The sequence below is a fragment of the Desulfoprunum benzoelyticum genome, from assembly GCF_014201505.1.
In the GTDB taxonomy this organism is placed as follows: Bacteria; Desulfobacterota; Desulfobulbia; order Desulfobulbales; family Desulfocapsaceae; genus Desulfoprunum; species Desulfoprunum benzoelyticum.
The window spans coordinates 1-17,817 of the sequence record NZ_JACHEO010000021.1; the positions used below are offsets into that span (position 1 = coordinate 1).

The following is a 17,817-nucleotide window of genomic DNA, read 5'->3' on the forward strand; positions in this document are numbered from 1 at the left end:
CATCGCCATGCCCATGCCGCCGCCGATGCACATGCTGATCAGGCCGGTGGCGTGGTTGCCGCGCTGCATCTGGTTGAGGGTGGTGACCATCTGCCTTGCGCCGGTGCAGCCGACCGGATGGCCCATCGAGACGGCGCTGCCGTAGCGGTTGGGCTTGTCGACATCGATCCCCAGTTCGAGCATGCAGCCGATCGCCTGGGCGGCGAAGGCCTCGTTCAGTTCGATCAGATCGATATCGCCGATCGTCATCTTCGCCTGTTTCAGGGCGCGGCGGATCGCCGGCACCGGACCGAGACCCATGTAGGCCGGGTCGACTCCGCCCGAGGCGAAGCTCTCGATCGTCAGCAGCGGTTTGAGCCCTAAGGCCTTGGCCCGGCTCTCGCTCATCAGCAGCACCGCCGCCGCCCCGTCGTTGATGCCGGAGGCGTTGCCGGCGGTGACCGAGCCGTCCTTCGTGAAGACCGGCCGCAGTTTGGCCAGTTTCTCCATGGAGGTCGCCATCGGCCGCTCGTCGCGGTCGACGATGATCTCCTGCTTGCGTGACGGGACCTTGACCGGCACGATCTCGTCGGCGAAGATCCCGGTTTCGATCGCCTCCATCGCCCGGGCGTGGCTCTGGCAGGCCAGGCGGTCCTGGTCCTCGCGGCTGATAGTGTACAGTTTGGCGATATTCTCGGCGGTGACGCCCATGTGGTAGCCGTAGAATTTCTCGTACAGGGCGTCAAAGACCATCAGGTCGTGGATCTCGCCGACCCCGGTGATCTCCATGCGGTAGCCCCAGCGTCCCTTCATCAACGCCATCGGCACCTGGCTCATGTTCTCCTGGCCGCCGGCGAGCACGACCTCGGCCTGGCCGGTCATGATCGACTGGGCGGCGAGGGCGATCGCCTTGAGGCCGGAGCCGCAGACCTTGTTGACGGTGAAGGCCGGGGTCTCCTTGGCGATCCCGGCCTGAATCGTGGCCTGGCGGGCCGGGTTCTGGCCCTGGCCGGCCTGGAGGACGTTGCCCATGATGACCTCGTCGACGGCGATCTCGCGCAGACCGGGGTCCCAGCCGGCATATTTTTCTTCCAGCTCGATCCGGCTGCGGTCGGCGAGCCTGCCCGGCACGGTCTCGGCCAGATCGGCGCCGGCCGTCGGCCGCAGCCCGGCCTTCTCCAGGGTCTTCCGCAGGACCAGGGCCCCGAGGTCGACCACCGGCACATCCTTGAGGACGCCGCCGAAGGCGCCCACCGCTGTTCTGCATCCACTGACAATGACTACTTTTTCCATTTCGATTGCTCCAGTCTGGTTGTGTGATGAGGTCATCAGCTATCGCGTTTTCCGGTAAAAACAGCCTTGCGTTTTTCGATGAAGGCCGAGGTGCCTTCCTGGGCGTCGGGACTGCTGAGGCACAGGGCGAAGGCGTCGCGCTCGATGGCCAGGCCGGTCTGCAGGTCGGCGTTCAGGCCCTGGCGGACCGCATCCTTGGCGGCCTGCAGCGAGGCCCGGCCCTTGGAGGCGATCTGGGTCGCCGTCTTGCGGGCTTCGGCCAGCAGCTGGTCGGCGGGGAAGCAGCGGTTGACGAGGCCGAGCTCCAGGGCCTCCCTGGCCGGCAGGAAGCGGCCGGTATAGATCATCTCCCTGGCCATATTGGCGCCGATCAGTCGCGGCAGGCGCTGGGTGCCGCCGAAGCCGGGGATGATGCCGAGATTGATTTCCGGCAGGCCGAAGGTCGCGGTCTCGGCGGCATAGATGAAGTCACAGGCCAGGGCCATCTCGCAGCCGCCACCGAGGGCGAAGCCGTTGACCGCGGCGATCACCGGGATCGGCAGGTGCTGGAGGCGGTCGATGACCTGCTGACCGAAGCCGCTGAAGCGCCGGGCGGCCAGTGGGGTGAGCTGGCGGATCTCGGTGATGTCGGCGCCGGCGATGAAGGCCTTGTCGCCTCCCCCGGTGAGGATCAGCACCCTGATCTCGTCGTTGGCGGCGATGGCGGTGAGGGCGTCATCCAGTTCCCGGAGGGTGACGCCGTTGAGGGCGTTCAGGGCCTTGGGTCGGTTGAAGGTGATGGTCGCGATCCCGGCCTCGTTCTGTACCTCGATGCATGTGTATGCCATGGTGTCTCCTGTATGGGTGGAGCCCCGCGGGGGCGCCGATGGTTGTTGCCGAGGATGGCCCTCGGGTGCCCGGCGGCAATCAGCTGACCTTGCGCTGAAAGCCGAACCATTCCTGGTCGCGCAGTCTGGCCTTGATCGTCTTGCCGGTGGCGGTCTTCGGCAGCTGGGCGAACTCGACGGTCTGCGGGGCCTTGAAGTCGGCGTGGTTTTGGCGGCAGAAATCGATGATCGCCTCCGCTGTCGGGGTGCGGCCCGGCTTGGCGACGACAAAGGCCTTGGGGACCTCGCCCCACACCGGGTCGGGGGCCGAGACCACCGCCACCTCGAGGACGTCGGGATGGCGGCTGATGACTTCCTCGATCTCGACTGAGGAGATGATGTCGCCGCCGCGGACGATAATGTCGGCGACCCGGTCCATGATCTGGACATAGCCGTCAGGGTGCATGACGCCGAGATCGCCGCTGTGGAACCAGCCGCCGCGGAAGGCCTGGTCGGTCGCCTCCCGGTCCTTGTAGTAGCCGAGCATGACGTTGTTGCCGCGCATCACGACCTCGCCGATGGTCTTGCCGTCGGGGGGGACCGGCTGCATGGAGATCGGATCGACGACTTCCATGTGCAGGCTGGTGGTGTAGGGCACGCCCTGGCGGGCCTTCATCCGGGTCAGGGCCTCGGGGTCGAGTTCGGTCCATGGCGCCTGCCAGGCGCAGACGCTGTGCGGGCCGTGCAGTTCGGTCAGGCCGTAAACATGGGTGATATCGGCGCCGATATCCTCCATGCCCTGGAGGATGGTCGGCGACGGCGACGCCCCGGCGGTCAGGACCTGGAGCGGTCGCCGCAGCTTGACCCGGACCGACTGGGGGTCGCAGACCATCGCCAGCAAAACGTTGGGGGCGGCGCAGAGATGCGAAACCCGCTCCTGCTCGATCAGGTGGAAGATCCTCCCTGGTTCGCAATGGCGGAGGCAGACGTGGGTGCCGCCGACGGCGGTGACGGCCCAGACGAACCCCCAGCCGTTGCAGTGAAAGATCGGCAGGGTCCAGAGATAGACCGCATCCGAGGTCAGGGAAGTCTCGATAATTTCGCCCAGGGCATGGAGGCAGGTCGAGCGATGGCTGCACATGACGCCCTTGGGTTTGCCGGTGGTGCCCGAGGTGTAGTTGATGGTGATCGCCGTATCCTCGTCGATGATCGCCAGCAGATCCGGGGCGGTGGCGGCGCCGCCGGCGATGAAGTCCTCGTAATCGGGGCCCGGCAGGAGCGGGGGGGCGGCAGTGTCGTTGATCGTGACATACAGTTCGACCTTCTGCAGGTCGTCGCGGATCGCCGCGATGGTGGTCGCGTATTCGCTGTCGGTAAAAACCGCCCTGGCGTCGGAGTGATCGATGATATAGCGGTATTCGCCGGCGGAAAGTTGGGTGTTGACACAGACCAGCACGGCGCCGATCATCGGCACCGCAAAATGGGCCTCGAGCAGCGGCGGGGTATTGGGACAGAGAAAGATCACCTTGTCGCCCGGGGCGATCCCGGAGGAGCGGAGGGCGTTGGCCAGGCGGTGGATTCTGGCTTGGAATTCGCGGTAGGAGTAGCGGCGGTCGCCGTAGATCACGGCGGTCTTGTCCGGGTAGACCCTGGCGCTGCGCTCGAGAAAGGAAACCGGACTGAGTATGTCGTGGTTGACACCCGCTGTGTACATCATGTCTGCTCCGACTGTGGCGCCGGCCCGGCAAGAAATGATGAAAGAGGAGGGGTTTGCCGGTTGCTGCACCATTATGGAAATCGATAGTAGAGGATATCGGGCGAACAGACAATCGGTACAAAACCTATTTGTTATTGGAAAAAAAGCTGATGGGGACTAGGTTCAGGACCTAGTCCCATGTTTGTCGGATAATATATTGATACAAAAGGATATTTCGCTGGAATGGCGGAGCGGCGGAGGCGTCGTCATCAATTTTCAGAGGCAAGCGCCAACTCCAGATCGATGAATTCTTTCGCCCGCTCCAGCGCCCGGCGCTCGTTGTCGCCGCCCATGGCGACGTGCTGGGTGCGGCCGGCCGGGTTGGTGACATCGAAACTGAAATTGGAGCACATGCTGGACTCGGCGGCAACGCAGATGGTCCAGTTCTTGTAATTTGCGGTCGATTTGGTCATGGTCGTACCTCCATTTTTGGCGATCGGCAGGAAGGAATTCTTACCGTATAGTGTACAATAAGACAACATGAACCTGCGTGCCACTATCGGCCCGGTCGTTGCCGGTGTGGGCGTGGCCGGGAAATTGATCACCAATTGCTGTCAAACGAGGGATACGACATGGAACAACCATCACTGCGGATTATCGGGATCCTGCACGGCGATATCGCCGGCCTCGATGAGGCCCCGCGCAACTATGACATCTCGGATCGGACCGGGACCCTGGAGATCTACCCCGAGTACCAGGCCGGGCTCGAGGGGATCGCCGCCGGCCAGACCATCGTCGTGCTGTTCTGGCTGCACCGCTCCAATCGCGACGTCCTGATGGTCTACCCGCGCGGCGACCGCTCGCGGGGGCTGCACGGCGTCTTCGCCACCCGCAGCCCGGTGCGGCCGAACCCGATCGCGATTTCGGAGCTCAAGGTCCTGGCTGTGGACGGCAATCGCCTGGAGGTCTCGGGGCTGGACATCCTCGACGGCACCCCGATCATCGACATCAAGAAGCAGCTTGGCGGGTGAGTTCAAGGAGCCAGAGTGCGGATGCGGAGAAGAGAGGTGTTCCCTTTTATCAGCCAAGCAGATATAAAAGGCGGAAGAGCAGCAGGCAGCAGACATCCCTTCATGAAAGGAGCACGAACGATGGCAAATAACGACACTTTCAGGGCCCTTGTGGTTGAGAAAGGAGAACACGAACTGGTTGCCTCCCTGCAACAGTTGACCGTAGCAGACCTGCCTGACGAAGATGTGTTGGTGCAGGTCGACTATTCAACCCTCAATTATAAGGAAGGGTTGGGCTTTGCCAACCGCAACAAGATATTCCGCATCTTTCCGATTGTGCCGGGGGTCGATTTGGCGGGAACAGTCGTCGCATCACAATCCCCGGCCTTCAAGCCGGGCGACAAGGTTATCCTCAATGGCTGGAGCGTTGGCGAGCGATACTGGGGCGGGTATGCGCAGATGGCCAGGATCAAATCCGATTTCCTCATCCATCTCCCCCCGGGGATGGACACCAAAAAGGCCATGTCCATCGGTACCGCCGGCTACACCGCCATGCTGATGGTCATGACCCTGGAAGAGGCCGGGGTGACACCCGGCAGCGGTCCGATCCTGGTTACCGGCGCCACCGGCGGGGTGGGCGGCAACGCGGTGGCGATTCTCAACAAGCTGGGGTACGAGGTAACGGCGCTCACCCGCTCGCAGCAACCCTCTATCCACGAGTATCTGCACAAAATCGGCGCCAGGGAGGTTATCTGCGGCGAAGAGTGGACCAGGCCCCCGGCGCCGCTGGAAAGCCAGAAATGGGCTGGCGCCATCGATAATATCGGCAGCATCGTCCTCGCACGCATTCTGGCGGAGATGAAGTATGGCGGCTGTGTGGCGGCCTGCGGGCTGGCGGCCGGCTTTGATCTGCCGACAACGGTCATGCCTTTTATACTCCGAGGGGTGAGCCTGCGAGGGGTTGATTCGGTCAGTTGCCCGACGCCGCGGAGGAAAGCGGCATGGGCGCGACTGGTGACCGATATCACCGATGAAGACCTGGCAGCCATCAACACCGTCATCCCGTTGGCGGAAGTGCCCCGGTACGCCAAGGAGCTCCTGGCGGGCAATATTACCGGCCATGTCGTGGTCGATGTCAACGCGTAAAAGAGCGGTCGAAAACTATCCTTACAGACAACAAAAGGAGGAAATATGGGTACGATAGCAGCGGGAACCAAGATTCCATGTCGTGTCGGCAGGACCCTCGACAAGGGGGATTTTTCGATACTGCATCAGCTCACCTGGTTCAACATGGCGGTGCACAGCAATGCCGAGTATGCCAAAAATACCTGGTTCAAGGAGCGGTCCCTGGCCGGCCCCCTCATTTTTACCGTGGTCGATGGCCTGATCCATCATGCCGATACGATTGCCGAACTGCTCGCCAAAGACGGCTATGAAATTTATGCCTACATCGGCGTGGACAATATGAAAATCACCTCTCCGGTTGTGTTTGGCGACACCCTTCGCGCTGAAGCCGAGGTCGTTGACCTTCGTCCTACCAAAAATCCGGAACGATTCCTGTTCATCTACAAAAACAAAGGCTTCAATCAGCGCGACCAGCAGGTCATTGAATACCAGACCACGATGATGGTGACCAGAATGGCCTGATCGCAGAGTATCGGCTGTATCCGGCGCTGATGATCGAGTGGCGCCGAAAATTTCAGGTCGATATCTGGGTGTATTGTCGTATTGCCTGATGCCCGATCAGACCAATAAGATTGCCATTCCGGCGACGGAATGGCTTTCGCCGGAGGATTTTCCTGTGTTCGCATTGTGTTGTAATCACATACCAACGGGTGAGTGCTATGGCAAAAATCACAATTGATCCGAGTGCCGCTTTTTTATACCCGATGCCGATGGTATTGGTCGGCGCCGTTGTCGATGGGAAGGCGAACTTTATGGCGGCAGGCTGGGTTTCACGCGTCAATTTCAAGCCGCCGCTGTTTGCGATCGCTCTGGGACCGCACCATACCGGTAAAGGCATCGACGCCAACAGGGAGTTCAGTATCAATGTTCCCGATGTCTCGTTGCTTGCACAAACCGATTATTGCGGGATGGTATCCGGCGGCAAGACCGATAAGTCCGAACTCTTCGAGGTCTTCTACGGGGCGCTGGAGAAGGCGCCGCTGATTCAGGAGTGTCCGGTCTGCATGTCGTTCTCCCTGTTTGAGGCGGTCAAACTGCCGTTTAATACGCTGTACATCGGCGAACTGAAAGAGGTGTTTACGGAAGAAAAGTATCTGACGGATAACGTTGTCGATATCAAGAAGGTCAATCCGTTCACCTTGTCCATGCCGGACAATACGTATTGGTCGGTCGGGGAAAAGCTCGGCAAGGGGTGGGATATAGGCAAACGATTGAAGAAATAACGGTTTCAGCGGATGATGAGCCGTTTTTAACCTGCATGCCGGGAAGATTGTAATCCCCGATCAGGAGGGACCATGGCGGCACCCGCACTGAGCATCTGTTTCGACAGGCCCGACACGACCTATCTGGGCGGCGAGACCGTCACCGGCCAGGTCGAGGTCGTCGTTGCCGACAGGATTGAAGACGCCGAGCTGGTGCTGGATTTTCGCTGCCGAGCATCGTCCAGGGCGCAGGATATCCGGCGGAGGATCGACAGGGAGCACAGGGAAATAAAGCTGTTCGCAGGGGCATGGCTGCCGGGTCAGTATGTGTATCCCTTTGCGATTGTCCTTCCCTCCGGTCCCCGGACCTACAGGGGACGGATCTTTGATGTCGCCTGGCAACTGGAAGCCGCAGTGCGCTCTTCCTGGGAAGACGCCGCAGTCGAAACCGAAATGACGCTCCTGGCGGAACAGAAAACGATGTTCGATAACGAGACCGCCGGTCCCGGCAATCTCGAGCATCGTGAGACTGCCAAAAATCTGACGGGATGTTTTACCATTGCCGTTATATTCACCGCCCTCGGCATCTACATGGTCTGGAAATCCTTTACCGCTGCACCGGAGGCCGCCGAACTGTACGGGATGGGCGGGCTTGTCATCACCCTGGTGGGCGGGGCGGCGTTTTTTCTGTTGACGTATTCGGCGCTGATCTACAGAAGGATCAAAACGTCCGAGGTCCGCCTCGGTGCCAGGTCGGTCAGTCCGGGGGAGACGATCCCCTTCACCCTCACCTTCGAGGGCAACATCCCCTTTGATGTCGACAAGGCCGTTGTCATTCTGCGAGCCAACGAAATAATTGACTTTTTCCGGTCTTCCTCCAACAAAAAGTATCTGAAGGAAGGTCTGTATGAGCACCGCCGGGAACTGCCCCTGGCGGTGAAAAGGGTTCGGACTCATGTTCCCTTAGAGATCCAGGGGGAGGTTGTGATCCCGCCGGATGCGCCCTGTTCCATCGACCTGATGCAGTCGGGAACAGGCATGGCACTGGCATGGGAGATCGAGTTCACCCTCGAAATGCAAAAATGGCCGGACTGGATCCATTTCGAGGACATCGTGGTGCGGCCCTGATCTGGTCGGCTGCCTCTCGGCACGGGCGTTGGTGATTGTGTCGGCGAGAGGGGCATAACGGTTGCATGGGAAAGGCCAGCAGCCGCGGGAGCTGCTGGCCTGATTCACGGGGACAGTGTATCCAAATCGAGTGGCGGATCAGCGCGCACAGAGGGGTGCGCACAAAACGGGAGGGCTATGCCTGCAAAAGACGCCGTTGCAGGAGTGTCTGCCTGTCGCGGCGGTCGTCGGCAATCACCATCACATAGACAGTTTCTGCCATGACCCGGTAGATGATGCGATAGGGTTTAAAAAAAATCTCACGGTACTCGCGAAGCCCGACAGCCAGGAGTTCCTTCGGCCAGGCTCCCCGGACCGGGTTTTCAGCGAGGCTGAAGAAGGCCTTCTCTATTTGCTCGAGAACGTAAACCGCCCTTCCCGGAGCGTCGTGTGATTCGATGGAGTCGTACAACTCTTCCAGGTCCCGGGATGCATCGTCGGTCAGCACCACCTGGAAGGTCATCGGCGACTCGTGCTCCGGTCTCGCAGTCGCTGAACGGCATCCCCGGCGGGTTGGACCTTGCCCTCCTCGATCTGCCGCGTACCGAGCGCGAGAATCTTCAGAAGAGCCATGGTCTCCTGCGCTTGCTCATAACTTTCGATGTCCTGCAGCACGGCCCTGACTTCACCATTCTGGGTGATGACCAGGGGTTCTCACTGCGCCGACAGGTTGCGCACGATTTCCGCGGCATGGGCCTTCAGGTAACTGATCGGTTTTATCTGACTCGATAGCTTCATAACCATCCTCCTTTCAAGACTGAATATAGTCCGAAAACAGGTCAGCTTGCAATCTGAAACGCTACCGGTTCGCAGACAGGCGTCAAGGATTCATTCGCTGTCTCCGGAACTACCGTCCGAACTACAGTCTGTTAGACGCAAACGAACAGGAAGGGCATAGCGCAACGATAAAAATTCCTCGTTATTCTTTTGCCCATTCGTAGCGGTCCTGGTCCAAAGACAGCAGATGTTCACGCATGGCAGCTCGCTTGTCTGGACTAAGCTGTCGGAAAATGCTTTTTAATTCAGAATCTACTTGTGATTCCTTGAAGCCCCGTTCAACAGCCATTTCATACCACCTTTGGCCCTGCTCGTAATTGCTTTGCTCGTAATGTACTGCCCCAAGAAGTGTGCATGGACGAAAGTCGTGAGGTGTCAATTTATGCGCCCGGCTGCCAAGTTCAAGTGCCGTATCGAATGCAGATAAATCGCGATGTGCGCCACCAAGCGTCGTGCAAAGCGCTGATTGCAGTTTTGCGTTCTTGACCAGCGAAATCTCAGTCCTGCCAAGAAGCTGTATCGCCTGTTGAGGTTCTTCGCATTTGCGGAAATGTCCACTTGCGTTGACTGCTTGCCACAGATCACCTGTTCGTCTGAACTCGGCAGCCAAGTATCTTGCTTCGACAAGATGATACCGTTCCGCCAATTCTATTGTCAGATAGCGATCATAGGTGTCGTCGCCTTGGGTAGACAGCCAAATAAACTCCTCTGCTGAAATCCGCGATCCATTCTCGAGCATGCGTAACAGCCCCAGAAGCCTTGGGTAGTTCTTGGGATCGATGAATGCCTCCAGCCCGTATTGCTGCCGTAATTCGCGTTCACGGATTTTGGCCTGATAACGCGGGTCAGCCAACCGCGCACGTCGCTCCTCCAGACGTGCCCAATGCTCCTCCAGGCGGGCACGTTGCTCGGCCTCGTATTGCTCATGTCTCCGCCGCACAAAATTTCGACGTTCTTGCTCTGCTTCCTCAGCCTCAGCGAGGAACCTGATCCGTCTGGCCTCTTTTCCTACCGCTTCCTGCCTTTCGACTTGTTCCTCTTGAGCTAGCGGAAGGTAATCGGCAAAAGTTATCTCCTCGGTTGCTAATAGATATAACGCAACGAAGCATCCTTGATTCAAAAAATCCAGAAGTTCATCGGAAATCTTTTCATTGGTCTCGAGTTTCTCAAGAATAATAGCGAATCGTCCACCAGGGATGGCTGCATCTTTTAAATCATTTATCAGGTATTTATTTGCTGTATTCAGCAATATATCATTACTCATCATGTATCCCTCGATGATGTTTCCATGTCAGGTGTTCGTGGATTCCGGGCGAATTTGTCAATCTACATTTTGTCAGATTCTTTGACAGAGATGATGGGGCTTGTGGTTGCAGCAGGCGGCTGGAAAAGATGTCCCGTTATCATGCCTCTGGTCGTGCCGAAGGCGGCCACTCCCCATGCTGCGAGCAGCCCTATATAAAAAGAGACACTGGCCCAGGCAAACAGTGGCAGACCGGTATGATGCGCCAGCTGCGCCGTCCCGGTGACGCACGTGCCGACCGGAAAGGTAAAGGCCCAATAGGTGAGGGCAAACTTCATGTTTCGTTGGCTGGCCCGGACGGTCAAAAGAATCGCGAAACAGGTCCAGAGGATCACAAACCCGAAGATCGGGACACTGTAAAACACGGCAAACAGTTCAAAGCCAGAAGCAAGTTCAGCCGGGACAGCCCCCTTGGCAACGGTGCCCAGTATTCCGGCGGCGGTCATCGATTGCCCCAGGGGCCCGAGAACGATCCACAGGGTCGGAACGCGCGAGGTGCCCGAAGTCCCGTGATGCGCCAGCCGACTCCAGATCATCGAAATAATGATCAGCGCGGCCAGCAGACTCAGGCCGAACTGGGAAAAGCAGAGATAAAAGAGCGTTTGCCTCGGCACGCCCATGGGCGTGTAGGGAACGAGCATGGCGCCGATGGTGGCGGACACCATGGGAGGGACGACCGGCATGAGCCAACCCCCGAACGCGGAGTCAGGGCGTACCGAGAATACGGTAAAGAGGCGGTAGGGAATGATGACGGCTGAACAAAAGCCCGTGATCGTGCCAATGAGCCAGAGGGACCAGGCGATTTCCAGGGCAAGGTCCCGGCCGACGAGATTGTGGCCCACCAGGAGGGCGCCTCCGGCAACGGTCAGCGCGGCCATCGGAGGCGCTCCGTAGAACTGGGCCATCATCGGGTCCCGGAAATGTCTGGCCCAGGCATTTTTCTTTCGAAACAGGAAAAAGGTCGTTGCCAGCACGAGACCGATCAGCATCGAGGAGGCGAGGCACCAGACAACAAGGGCAAACTCGCTGAGATGATCGGAGAAGAGTGGCAATGAGGCGGCGGCGTTGGCGATAATTCCGGTGCCCATCACCGAGGCAAACCAATTGGGGCCCACCTCGTAATCATAGTCTGCTCCGGTAACGTTATAAAAGAACCGTTTCCACCAGAAGCCCTTGACGCTTGTGTTCTTGAGATTGTTGTTCATCCTGAATTCCCAGGGACAGTTTGCTGAGTTTCCGGACGGAAACCAGGTAAAGTGTCATTGTATTTTTCTTTCACGGGCGTATCGCCCGGACGTTCCCGCGTGAGCGTCCCCCTTCGAAATACCGGTACACCGGGCCGCAGGCGAAGTCGATTTCCCAACGGCCGGGGGTTGGTTGCCGCTTGTCATCGACAATCCGGAAATCACCCCGCATGTTCATATCGCAGTCATTGTTCCTGTGCCAGAAAAATATTTTTGCCGGCTCGAACATCTCCGCCGTGGTGGGCGGGCGTCAACCATCGTAACCCCCAGTTGCAATCCGGCGGCATGGAGTTCGACCTCTTGTGCGGTGGCGACCCCTCTTTTTTTCTCAACCTGCCACATTTTTCACGATCGCACCTCCTGGCAGATCAGGTTGCCCTGGGCCTGAGGCTTCCTGCCCGTACGCACCCGGATACGCCACCCATCAGCATGCAGGCGAAAAAACAGCAAAGCGATGTACGTTTCGTCATGGCGATCTCCTCTAAGGCGTGGGCTTCGATGGTCGGTCGGTGGCGATTGGACGCAGTATGAGATCTCTTTCGATACACATGAAGCCGTCGATTCCAGTCCTGCAATGTGCCTGCAATATCATGTACTATCCACGCCCCGCCGTTCAAAGTCAAATGCGGCACGTAGGTGAGCGGCAATTACTGTCCGCCGCCTTCCGTGAAGTCGGCGAAAGCGGGTCGTGGCCATTGTCCCATTGACAATCGCGCCCAAAGACATCACATCTGTACAGAGATCGGGAGCGATGGCGCCGGGGAACGGCAATCGCTCACCTGTCGGTCATTGACCACTCAACCCATTCTGATTGAGGAATATACGTGACAATGGATGTAACCAAATTTGCCATTCCCGAGATCATCTTCGGCCGGGGCAGCCTCAACTATGCCGGTCAGTGCGCCCTGCGCCTGGGGGCCCGAAAGGTCCTGCTGGTCAGCGACTCCGGGATCGAGGAGGCCGGCTGGGTCCAGCGGCTGATGGATATCCTGCGCAAGGACGGGATCGACTGGGTCTATTACCCGGGGGTCAGTTCCAATCCCCGTGATTTCCAGGTCGAGCAGGGCGCCGAGTTCTACCGCGAACACGGCGCCGACGTCATCATCGCCATCGGCGGCGGCAGTTCGATGGACACCGCCAAGGGGGTGGCGATCATCGCGAGCAACGGCGGCCGGATCAGGGATTACGAGGGGGCGAATCGGGTCAACCGGCCGCTGCCGCCGATGGTCCTGATCACCACGACCGCCGGCAGCGGTTCGGATATCTCCCAGTTCTGCATCATCACCGATGTCGAGCGGGCGGTGAAGATGTCGATCATCACCCGCACCCTGGTCCCCAATATCTCCATCGTCGATCCGCTGATCCTTCAGACCAAGAGCGAGACGCTGATCATCCAGTCGGCCGTCGATGCCCTCGCCCACGCCATCGAGGCCTATATCTCGACCATTGCGTCGCCCTTTACCGCCATGCAGTCGCTGAAGGCGATCGACCTGATCCTCCGCTATCTGCCGCAAGCGGTGGCGACCCGCTCGATGGACTTCCTGGAACAATTGAGCATCGCCTCGACCGCCGCTTCCATGGCCTTCAGCAACGCCAGTCTCGGCGCCGAGCACGCCCTGGCCCATTCTCTCGGCGGCCATTTCGACATGCGGCACGGGGTCATCCACCCGATCCTGCTGACCGCGGTCATGCGTTTCAATCTTTATCACGCCGAGGCCAGGATGGCCGAAATCGGCCGGGTGGTGCTCGACCGGACCGTCGGTACGCCCCGGGAGACGGCGCTGGCCGGCATCGACCGACTCGAATCGTTTTTTGCCTCGTTCGATGTGCCGCTGCGGTTGCGGCAGGTCATCGCCGAGGCCGACCGCCGGTATCTCGAGCCGATCTGCCGGATGGCGGTCAACGACGCCTGCAACCTCACCAATCCCCGGCCCGCCTCGTGGCAGGAATTCCTCCAGATCTGCGAGGAGGTGTGGTGATGAAGGCCCTTACGACCCTCGAGGACCTGGTCGGCATCGAGCACTGCAAGCTCGGGTTTTACCAGGAGCTGCAGCAGAAGGTCGAACAGCTGAAGACCTCCAACCAGGAACTGGAAAAGAAACGCCGTGAGATCCAGGCGGTGCTCGACGGCATTACCGACCTGATGGTGGTCCTGTCGGAAGATCTGCGGATCCAGCAGGTCAACCACGTCTTTACCGAGTGGTTTCCCGGCATCGATCCCATCGGCCGCACCTGCCACGAGGTGTTCCGCGGCAGCACCAGCCGCTGCGGCGACTGCCCGGCCCTCCGTTCCCTCGACCTCGGCCAGATCGTCAAGGATCTCTGTATCTATAAGGTCAACAGCAAGTTCCGGCATTTCGAGATCATCGCCTCGCCGCTGAAGCTGTCGCCCACCGGCGAGCGCAGCGTACTGGTGTTCAAGCGCGACGTCACCCTGGAGAAAGAGTTCCAGGCCCAGTTCTACCAGGCCGAGAAGATGGCGACGGTCGGCGCCCTGGCGGCGGGGGTGGCCCATGAGATCAACAACCCGCTGACCGCGATCAGCGGCTTCGCCGAGGGGCTCAGGCGCCGCCTGGGCCGGGTCCGGGACTGCGTGGAGCCCGAGGTCTTTGCCGATTTCAAGGAATATGCCGATACCATCGTCAAGGAATGTTCGCGCTGTCGCGATATCGTCCAGACCCTGCTGACCTTCAGCCGGCCGGTGGCCTCCTCGCTGTGGCCGGTCGACATGAACCAGTGCGTCAACGACACCCTGTTTCTGCTGAAGCATCATTTCAAGGAGCGGCGCGGCATCACCGTCAAGACGTCTCTGGCGCCGGGCCTGCCGAAGATCATGGGTGACGAATCGCAGCTGAAGCAGGTCATCATCAACCTGGTCACCAACGCCTTCGATGCCACGGGCAAGGGCGGCCATATCGATATCATCACCCGTGAACGGGCGGGCGGCGGGGTGGAACTGCTGGTCGAGGACAACGGCTGCGGCATCCCCCCCGAACTGCAGGACAAGCTGTTCGAGCCGTTTTTCACTACCAAGCCGGTGGGCAAGGGGATCGGCATCGGCCTGTCGACCTGTTATGCCATCGTCAAGCACCACCGGGGTGAAATCACCGTCACCAGCGAAAAGGACCGGGGCGCCTCGTTCAAGGTGTCGCTGCCGGGAATCGAGGTCTAGTCGACATATGGAAGGCGATACATACAGCATCCTCGTCATCGATGACGAGGAATCGATCCGGCGACTGCTGCTGAAGGAACTGGCCAACGAGCGGCGCAACGTGATGGCGGCGGCCGACGCCGCCGCGGCAATGGCGCTGATCCGCAACCACTGGTTCGACGTCGTCATCATGGATCTGCGCCTGCCGGATGTCCATGACCTCGACCTGCTGATCAAGATCAAGGAGCAGGTACTCCATGTCGAAGTCGTGATGATCACCGGCCACGGCGATATCGACAGCGCGGTCGAGGCAATGAAGCTCGGGGCCTGCGATTTCATCCGCAAACCGTTCAACCTGGACCAGCTCGATCTGGTAGTCGAGAAGGCCCACCAGCGGGTGCTGCTGGCCCGTCAGAACCGGATCCTGCGCCACACCAGCGGCCTCGAGCAGGAGAGGGTGCAGTTCATCGGCAACTCCACGGCCGTCGCCGAGATCCGCTTCCTGATCAACAAGGTCGCCCCGGCCCGGATTCCGGTGCTGATCACCGGCGATTCGGGGGTCGGCAAGGATGTCGTCGCCCGGCTGATCCATCAGCGGTCGGCCTGCGCCGCCAACCCGATGATCATCAAGAACTGCGCCTCGCTGCAGAAGGAGCTGGCCCGCAGCGAACTGTTCGGCCATATGAAGGGGTCGTTCACCGGCGCCACCGAGTCGCGCGAGGGGCTGATGACCTATGCCCATGACAGCACCCTGTTTCTCGACGAGATCGGCGAGCTGCCGCTCGAGGTTCAGGCCTCGCTGCTCCGGGTGCTGGAGACCCAGAACTTCCGGCGGGTCGGCGAAAAGGAGGAGCGGACGGTCAACATCCGCTTTCTGTTCGCCACCAACCGCAACCTCGCCGAAGAGGTCGAGCACGGCCGGTTCAACGAGGCCTTCTTCCATCGCATCAACGCCTTCACGATCAGGATTCCGGCCCTGCGCGAACGCAAGGAGGATCTGCCGCTGCTGGTCAACTATTTTCTCACCCGGCTCAGCCCCGACAACACCCCCTACCGCATCGTCGACAGCGCCATGGACTGTATCCTCCGCTATGCCTGGCCGGGCAATGTCCGGGAACTGCGCAATGTCATCGAGCGCTCGATCATCCTCGCTGAAAACAACCTCATCACCGAACGCTGTCTGCCCCGGGAGCTGGTGTCCGCGGCCGAAGAAGGACAGGCGGCACTGACCCTGGAGTCGGTCGAGAAAAACCATATCCTCAAGATCCTCGAATTCTACGACGGCAACCGCCAGAAAACCGCCGAGACGCTGGGCGTCAGCCGCAAGACCCTCTACCGCAAGCTGGCGCAGTACGGCCGTGAGTGAGATCCCGCTGCCCTGGCTGGCAGGGCGCGGTGTCATTTAGTCCCATTTTCCCATCCCTGCTGTGTCATTCTGACCCGTCCTTCTTTAAGTTGTCGGTATCTGTCATTTTTCGGGCGTAGATTTCTCCAGATACGGTCCTTTCGGCTCAAATTATTTTCCGCTGCGGACAATATGACGTTCCCTTTGCTTCATTTTTAAACATAAGATATTGATATTTCATTATAATTAAATTGGCACGCGAATTGCTATAGTATTACTGTCCAGCCTAAGGATCCAGGCCGGGCACCACACGGATTGAATCAAACCACAATCGAACAACGGAGGTTTCACCATGGCTATTCGCGAAGAAGTATACGGTTATTTCATTCCCAGCGTCACCCTGATCGGCATCGGCGCCGCCAAACAGATCCCGGCCAAGATCAAGGCCCTCGGCGGCACCAAACCGCTGATCGTTACCGACAAGGGGATCACCGGCGCCGGCATCACCAAACAGATCACCGACCTGCTCGACGAGGCCGGGATGAAGTATGTCGTCTACGACGAGACCATCCCCAACCCGACCGACACCAACGTCCACGCCGGCGTCGAAGTATACAAGAAGAACGGCTGCGACAGCCTGATCACCCTCGGCGGCGGTTCCTCCCATGACTGCGGCAAGGGCGTCGGTCTGGTGATCGCCAACGGCGGCAAGATCCATGACTTCGAGGGCGTCGACAAATCCTCCAAGCCCATGCCTCCCTACCTGGCAGTCAACACCACCGCCGGCACCGCCTCGGAGATGACCCGTTTCTGCATCATCACCGACACCTCCCGCCACGTGAAGATGGCGATCGTCGACTGGCGCGTCACCCCCGGCATCGCCGTCGACGATCCGTTGCTGATGATGGGCATGCCGCCGGCGCTGACCGCCGCCACCGGCATGGATGCGCTGACCCACGCGGTGGAGGCCTATGTCTCGACCATCGCCACGCCGATGACCGACTCGGCGGCCGAGAAGGCGATCGAGCTGATCGCCACCCACCTCCGGCCGGCGGTGGCCAACGGCAGCGACATCGTCGCCCGCGAAGGCATGTGCTACGCCCAGTATCTCGCCGGCATGGCGTTCAACAACGCCAGCCTCGGTCATGTCCATGCGATGGCCCACCAGCTCGGCGGCTTCTATGACCTGCCGCACGGCGAGTGCAACGCCATCCTGCTGCCCCATGTCTGCCGCTTCAACCTGATCGCGAAGATGGAGCGCTTCGTCAAGATCGCCAGACTGATGGGTGAAAACGTCGACGGTCTCTCCCCCCGCGATGCGGCCGAACTGGCGCTGAAGGCGATCCAGAAGCTGTCGACCGATATCGGTATCCCCGCCGGTCTGGTCGAGCTCGGCAAGCGCTACGGCAAGGACGTCAAGGAGGCGGATATCGCCACGATGACCGGCAATGCCCAGAAGGACGCCTGCGGTCTGACCAACCCGCGCTGTCCGAAGGACGCCGATGTCATGGCGATCTACAAGGCAGCCCTGTAATATGTAATGCGGCGCTGCCGCGGTGCCGGAGCATGGTTGACGTGCTCCGGCACCGGCGTTTTTACGGCCCGGATGTGTTGCCCACCCGCCGCGGCAAACCGACCCGGACACCACGAGGCGACGAC

At 59.9% G+C, this 17,817-nt stretch carries 16 protein-coding genes and 1 pseudogene; 9 read left to right on the top strand and 8 right to left on the bottom strand.

Annotated elements, in window-relative coordinates; translation table 11 throughout:
- From HNQ81_RS14395 to HNQ81_RS14410, 4 genes are all read right to left on the bottom strand, one after another.
- The coding region (locus HNQ81_RS14395; protein ID WP_183352008.1) for a thiolase family protein at positions 1 to 1,272 on the bottom strand (1,272 nt) is incomplete at its 3' end.
- A gap of 35 nt (positions 1,273 to 1,307) precedes the next feature.
- Positions 1,308 to 2,099, bottom strand: coding sequence for an enoyl-CoA hydratase/isomerase family protein (locus HNQ81_RS14400; RefSeq protein WP_183352009.1), 792 nt, complete (start codon positions 2,097 to 2,099; stop codon positions 1,308 to 1,310).
- Between the two features lie 79 nt (positions 2,100 to 2,178).
- On the bottom strand, positions 2,179 to 3,795 hold the full coding sequence (locus HNQ81_RS14405; RefSeq protein WP_240191762.1) for an AMP-binding protein: 1,617 nt from the start codon (positions 3,793 to 3,795) through the stop codon (positions 2,179 to 2,181).
- A gap of 248 nt (positions 3,796 to 4,043) precedes the next feature.
- On the bottom strand, positions 4,044 to 4,247 hold the full coding sequence (locus tag HNQ81_RS14410; protein ID WP_183352010.1) for a hypothetical protein: 204 nt from the start codon (positions 4,245 to 4,247) through the stop codon (positions 4,044 to 4,046).
- 159 nt (positions 4,248 to 4,406) lie between these two features.
- Here HNQ81_RS14410 and tsaA point away from each other — a divergent pair, with 159 nt between their 5' ends.
- The 5 genes from tsaA to HNQ81_RS14435 all read left to right on the top strand — a co-directional run bounded on the left by tsaA (position 4,407) and on the right by HNQ81_RS14435 (position 8,299).
- Positions 4,407 to 4,805: a tRNA (N6-threonylcarbamoyladenosine(37)-N6)-methyltransferase TrmO gene (gene tsaA, locus HNQ81_RS14415; RefSeq protein WP_183352011.1), complete on the top strand. Its 399-nt coding sequence runs from the start codon at positions 4,407 to 4,409 to the stop codon at positions 4,803 to 4,805.
- Between the two features lie 120 nt (positions 4,806 to 4,925).
- Positions 4,926 to 5,930, top strand: coding sequence for an MDR family oxidoreductase (locus HNQ81_RS14420; RefSeq protein WP_183352012.1), 1,005 nt, complete (start codon positions 4,926 to 4,928; stop codon positions 5,928 to 5,930).
- Between the two features lie 45 nt (positions 5,931 to 5,975).
- Complete coding sequence (locus tag HNQ81_RS14425) at positions 5,976 to 6,431, top strand: hotdog family protein (protein WP_183352013.1); 456 nt, start codon at positions 5,976 to 5,978, stop codon at positions 6,429 to 6,431.
- 197 nt (positions 6,432 to 6,628) lie between these two features.
- Entirely contained in the window at positions 6,629 to 7,192 is a 564-nt protein-coding gene (locus tag HNQ81_RS14430; RefSeq protein WP_183352014.1) for a flavin reductase family protein, read from the top strand.
- Between the two features lie 72 nt (positions 7,193 to 7,264).
- Positions 7,265 to 8,299, top strand: a complete 1,035-nt coding sequence (locus HNQ81_RS14435) for an arrestin family protein (protein WP_183352015.1) — start codon at positions 7,265 to 7,267, stop codon at positions 8,297 to 8,299.
- A gap of 175 nt (positions 8,300 to 8,474) precedes the next feature.
- Here HNQ81_RS14435 and HNQ81_RS14440 read toward each other — a convergent pair whose 3' ends face one another.
- The 4 genes and pseudogenes from HNQ81_RS14440 to HNQ81_RS14455 form a co-directional block, all read right to left on the bottom strand.
- Positions 8,475 to 8,801, bottom strand: coding sequence for a type II toxin-antitoxin system RelE/ParE family toxin (locus HNQ81_RS14440; RefSeq protein WP_183352016.1), 327 nt, complete (start codon positions 8,799 to 8,801; stop codon positions 8,475 to 8,477).
- Positions 8,798 to 9,076 (bottom strand): annotated as a pseudogene (locus HNQ81_RS17870) (type II toxin-antitoxin system Phd/YefM family antitoxin). The gene HNQ81_RS14440 and the pseudogene HNQ81_RS17870 overlap by 4 nt, the downstream one beginning before the upstream one ends.
- 181 nt (positions 9,077 to 9,257) lie before the next feature.
- Positions 9,258 to 10,382 (bottom strand): hypothetical protein, encoded by a 1,125-nt coding sequence (locus HNQ81_RS14450; protein ID WP_183352017.1) that lies wholly within the window; start codon positions 10,380 to 10,382, stop codon positions 9,258 to 9,260.
- A 59-nt stretch (positions 10,383 to 10,441) separates the two neighbouring features.
- Complete coding sequence (locus HNQ81_RS14455) at positions 10,442 to 11,623, bottom strand: TDT family transporter (protein WP_183352018.1); 1,182 nt, start codon at positions 11,621 to 11,623, stop codon at positions 10,442 to 10,444.
- A gap of 869 nt (positions 11,624 to 12,492) precedes the next feature.
- Here HNQ81_RS14455 and HNQ81_RS14460 point away from each other — a divergent pair.
- From HNQ81_RS14460 to HNQ81_RS14475, 4 genes are all read left to right on the top strand, one after another.
- Positions 12,493 to 13,641, top strand: coding sequence for an iron-containing alcohol dehydrogenase (locus HNQ81_RS14460; RefSeq protein ID WP_183352019.1), 1,149 nt, complete (start codon positions 12,493 to 12,495; stop codon positions 13,639 to 13,641).
- Positions 13,641 to 14,834: a two-component system sensor histidine kinase NtrB gene (locus HNQ81_RS14465; protein ID WP_183352020.1), complete on the top strand. Its 1,194-nt coding sequence runs from the start codon at positions 13,641 to 13,643 to the stop codon at positions 14,832 to 14,834. The genes HNQ81_RS14460 and HNQ81_RS14465 overlap by 1 nt, the downstream gene beginning before the upstream one ends.
- Before the next feature lie 7 nt (positions 14,835 to 14,841).
- Positions 14,842 to 16,179 carry a sigma-54-dependent transcriptional regulator gene (locus HNQ81_RS14470; protein WP_183352021.1) on the top strand — a complete coding sequence of 446 codons (1,338 nt, stop codon included), beginning with the start codon at positions 14,842 to 14,844 and terminating at the stop codon, positions 16,177 to 16,179.
- Between the two features lie 331 nt (positions 16,180 to 16,510).
- On the top strand, positions 16,511 to 17,692 hold the full coding sequence (locus tag HNQ81_RS14475; protein ID WP_183352022.1) for an iron-containing alcohol dehydrogenase: 1,182 nt from the start codon (positions 16,511 to 16,513) through the stop codon (positions 17,690 to 17,692).
- Positions 17,693 to 17,817 lie beyond the last annotated feature (125 nt).

Excerpts from the sequence above, each read along its gene's own strand:
- HNQ81_RS14400 (WP_183352009.1), bottom strand. The coding sequence starts at position 2,099 with ATGGCATACACATGCATCGAGGTACAGAACGAGGCCGGGATCGCGACC.
- HNQ81_RS14405 (WP_240191762.1), bottom strand. The coding sequence starts at position 3,795 with ATGATGTACACAGCGGGTGTCAACCACGACATACTCAGTCCGGTTTCC.
- HNQ81_RS14410 (WP_183352010.1), bottom strand. The coding sequence starts at position 4,247 with ATGACCAAATCGACCGCAAATTACAAGAACTGGACCATCTGCGTTGCC.
- tsaA (WP_183352011.1), top strand. The coding sequence starts at position 4,407 with ATGGAACAACCATCACTGCGGATTATCGGGATCCTGCACGGCGATATC.
- HNQ81_RS14420 (WP_183352012.1), top strand. The coding sequence starts at position 4,926 with ATGGCAAATAACGACACTTTCAGGGCCCTTGTGGTTGAGAAAGGAGAA.
- HNQ81_RS14425 (WP_183352013.1), top strand. The coding sequence starts at position 5,976 with ATGGGTACGATAGCAGCGGGAACCAAGATTCCATGTCGTGTCGGCAGG.
- HNQ81_RS14430 (WP_183352014.1), top strand. The coding sequence starts at position 6,629 with ATGGCAAAAATCACAATTGATCCGAGTGCCGCTTTTTTATACCCGATG.
- HNQ81_RS14435 (WP_183352015.1), top strand. The coding sequence starts at position 7,265 with ATGGCGGCACCCGCACTGAGCATCTGTTTCGACAGGCCCGACACGACC.
- HNQ81_RS14440 (WP_183352016.1), bottom strand. The coding sequence starts at position 8,801 with ATGACCTTCCAGGTGGTGCTGACCGACGATGCATCCCGGGACCTGGAA.
- HNQ81_RS14450 (WP_183352017.1), bottom strand. The coding sequence starts at position 10,382 with ATGATGAGTAATGATATATTGCTGAATACAGCAAATAAATACCTGATA.
- HNQ81_RS14455 (WP_183352018.1), bottom strand. The coding sequence starts at position 11,623 with ATGAACAACAATCTCAAGAACACAAGCGTCAAGGGCTTCTGGTGGAAA.
- HNQ81_RS14460 (WP_183352019.1), top strand. The coding sequence starts at position 12,493 with ATGGATGTAACCAAATTTGCCATTCCCGAGATCATCTTCGGCCGGGGC.
- HNQ81_RS14465 (WP_183352020.1), top strand. The coding sequence starts at position 13,641 with ATGAAGGCCCTTACGACCCTCGAGGACCTGGTCGGCATCGAGCACTGC.
- HNQ81_RS14470 (WP_183352021.1), top strand. The coding sequence starts at position 14,842 with ATGGAAGGCGATACATACAGCATCCTCGTCATCGATGACGAGGAATCG.
- HNQ81_RS14475 (WP_183352022.1), top strand. The coding sequence starts at position 16,511 with ATGGCTATTCGCGAAGAAGTATACGGTTATTTCATTCCCAGCGTCACC.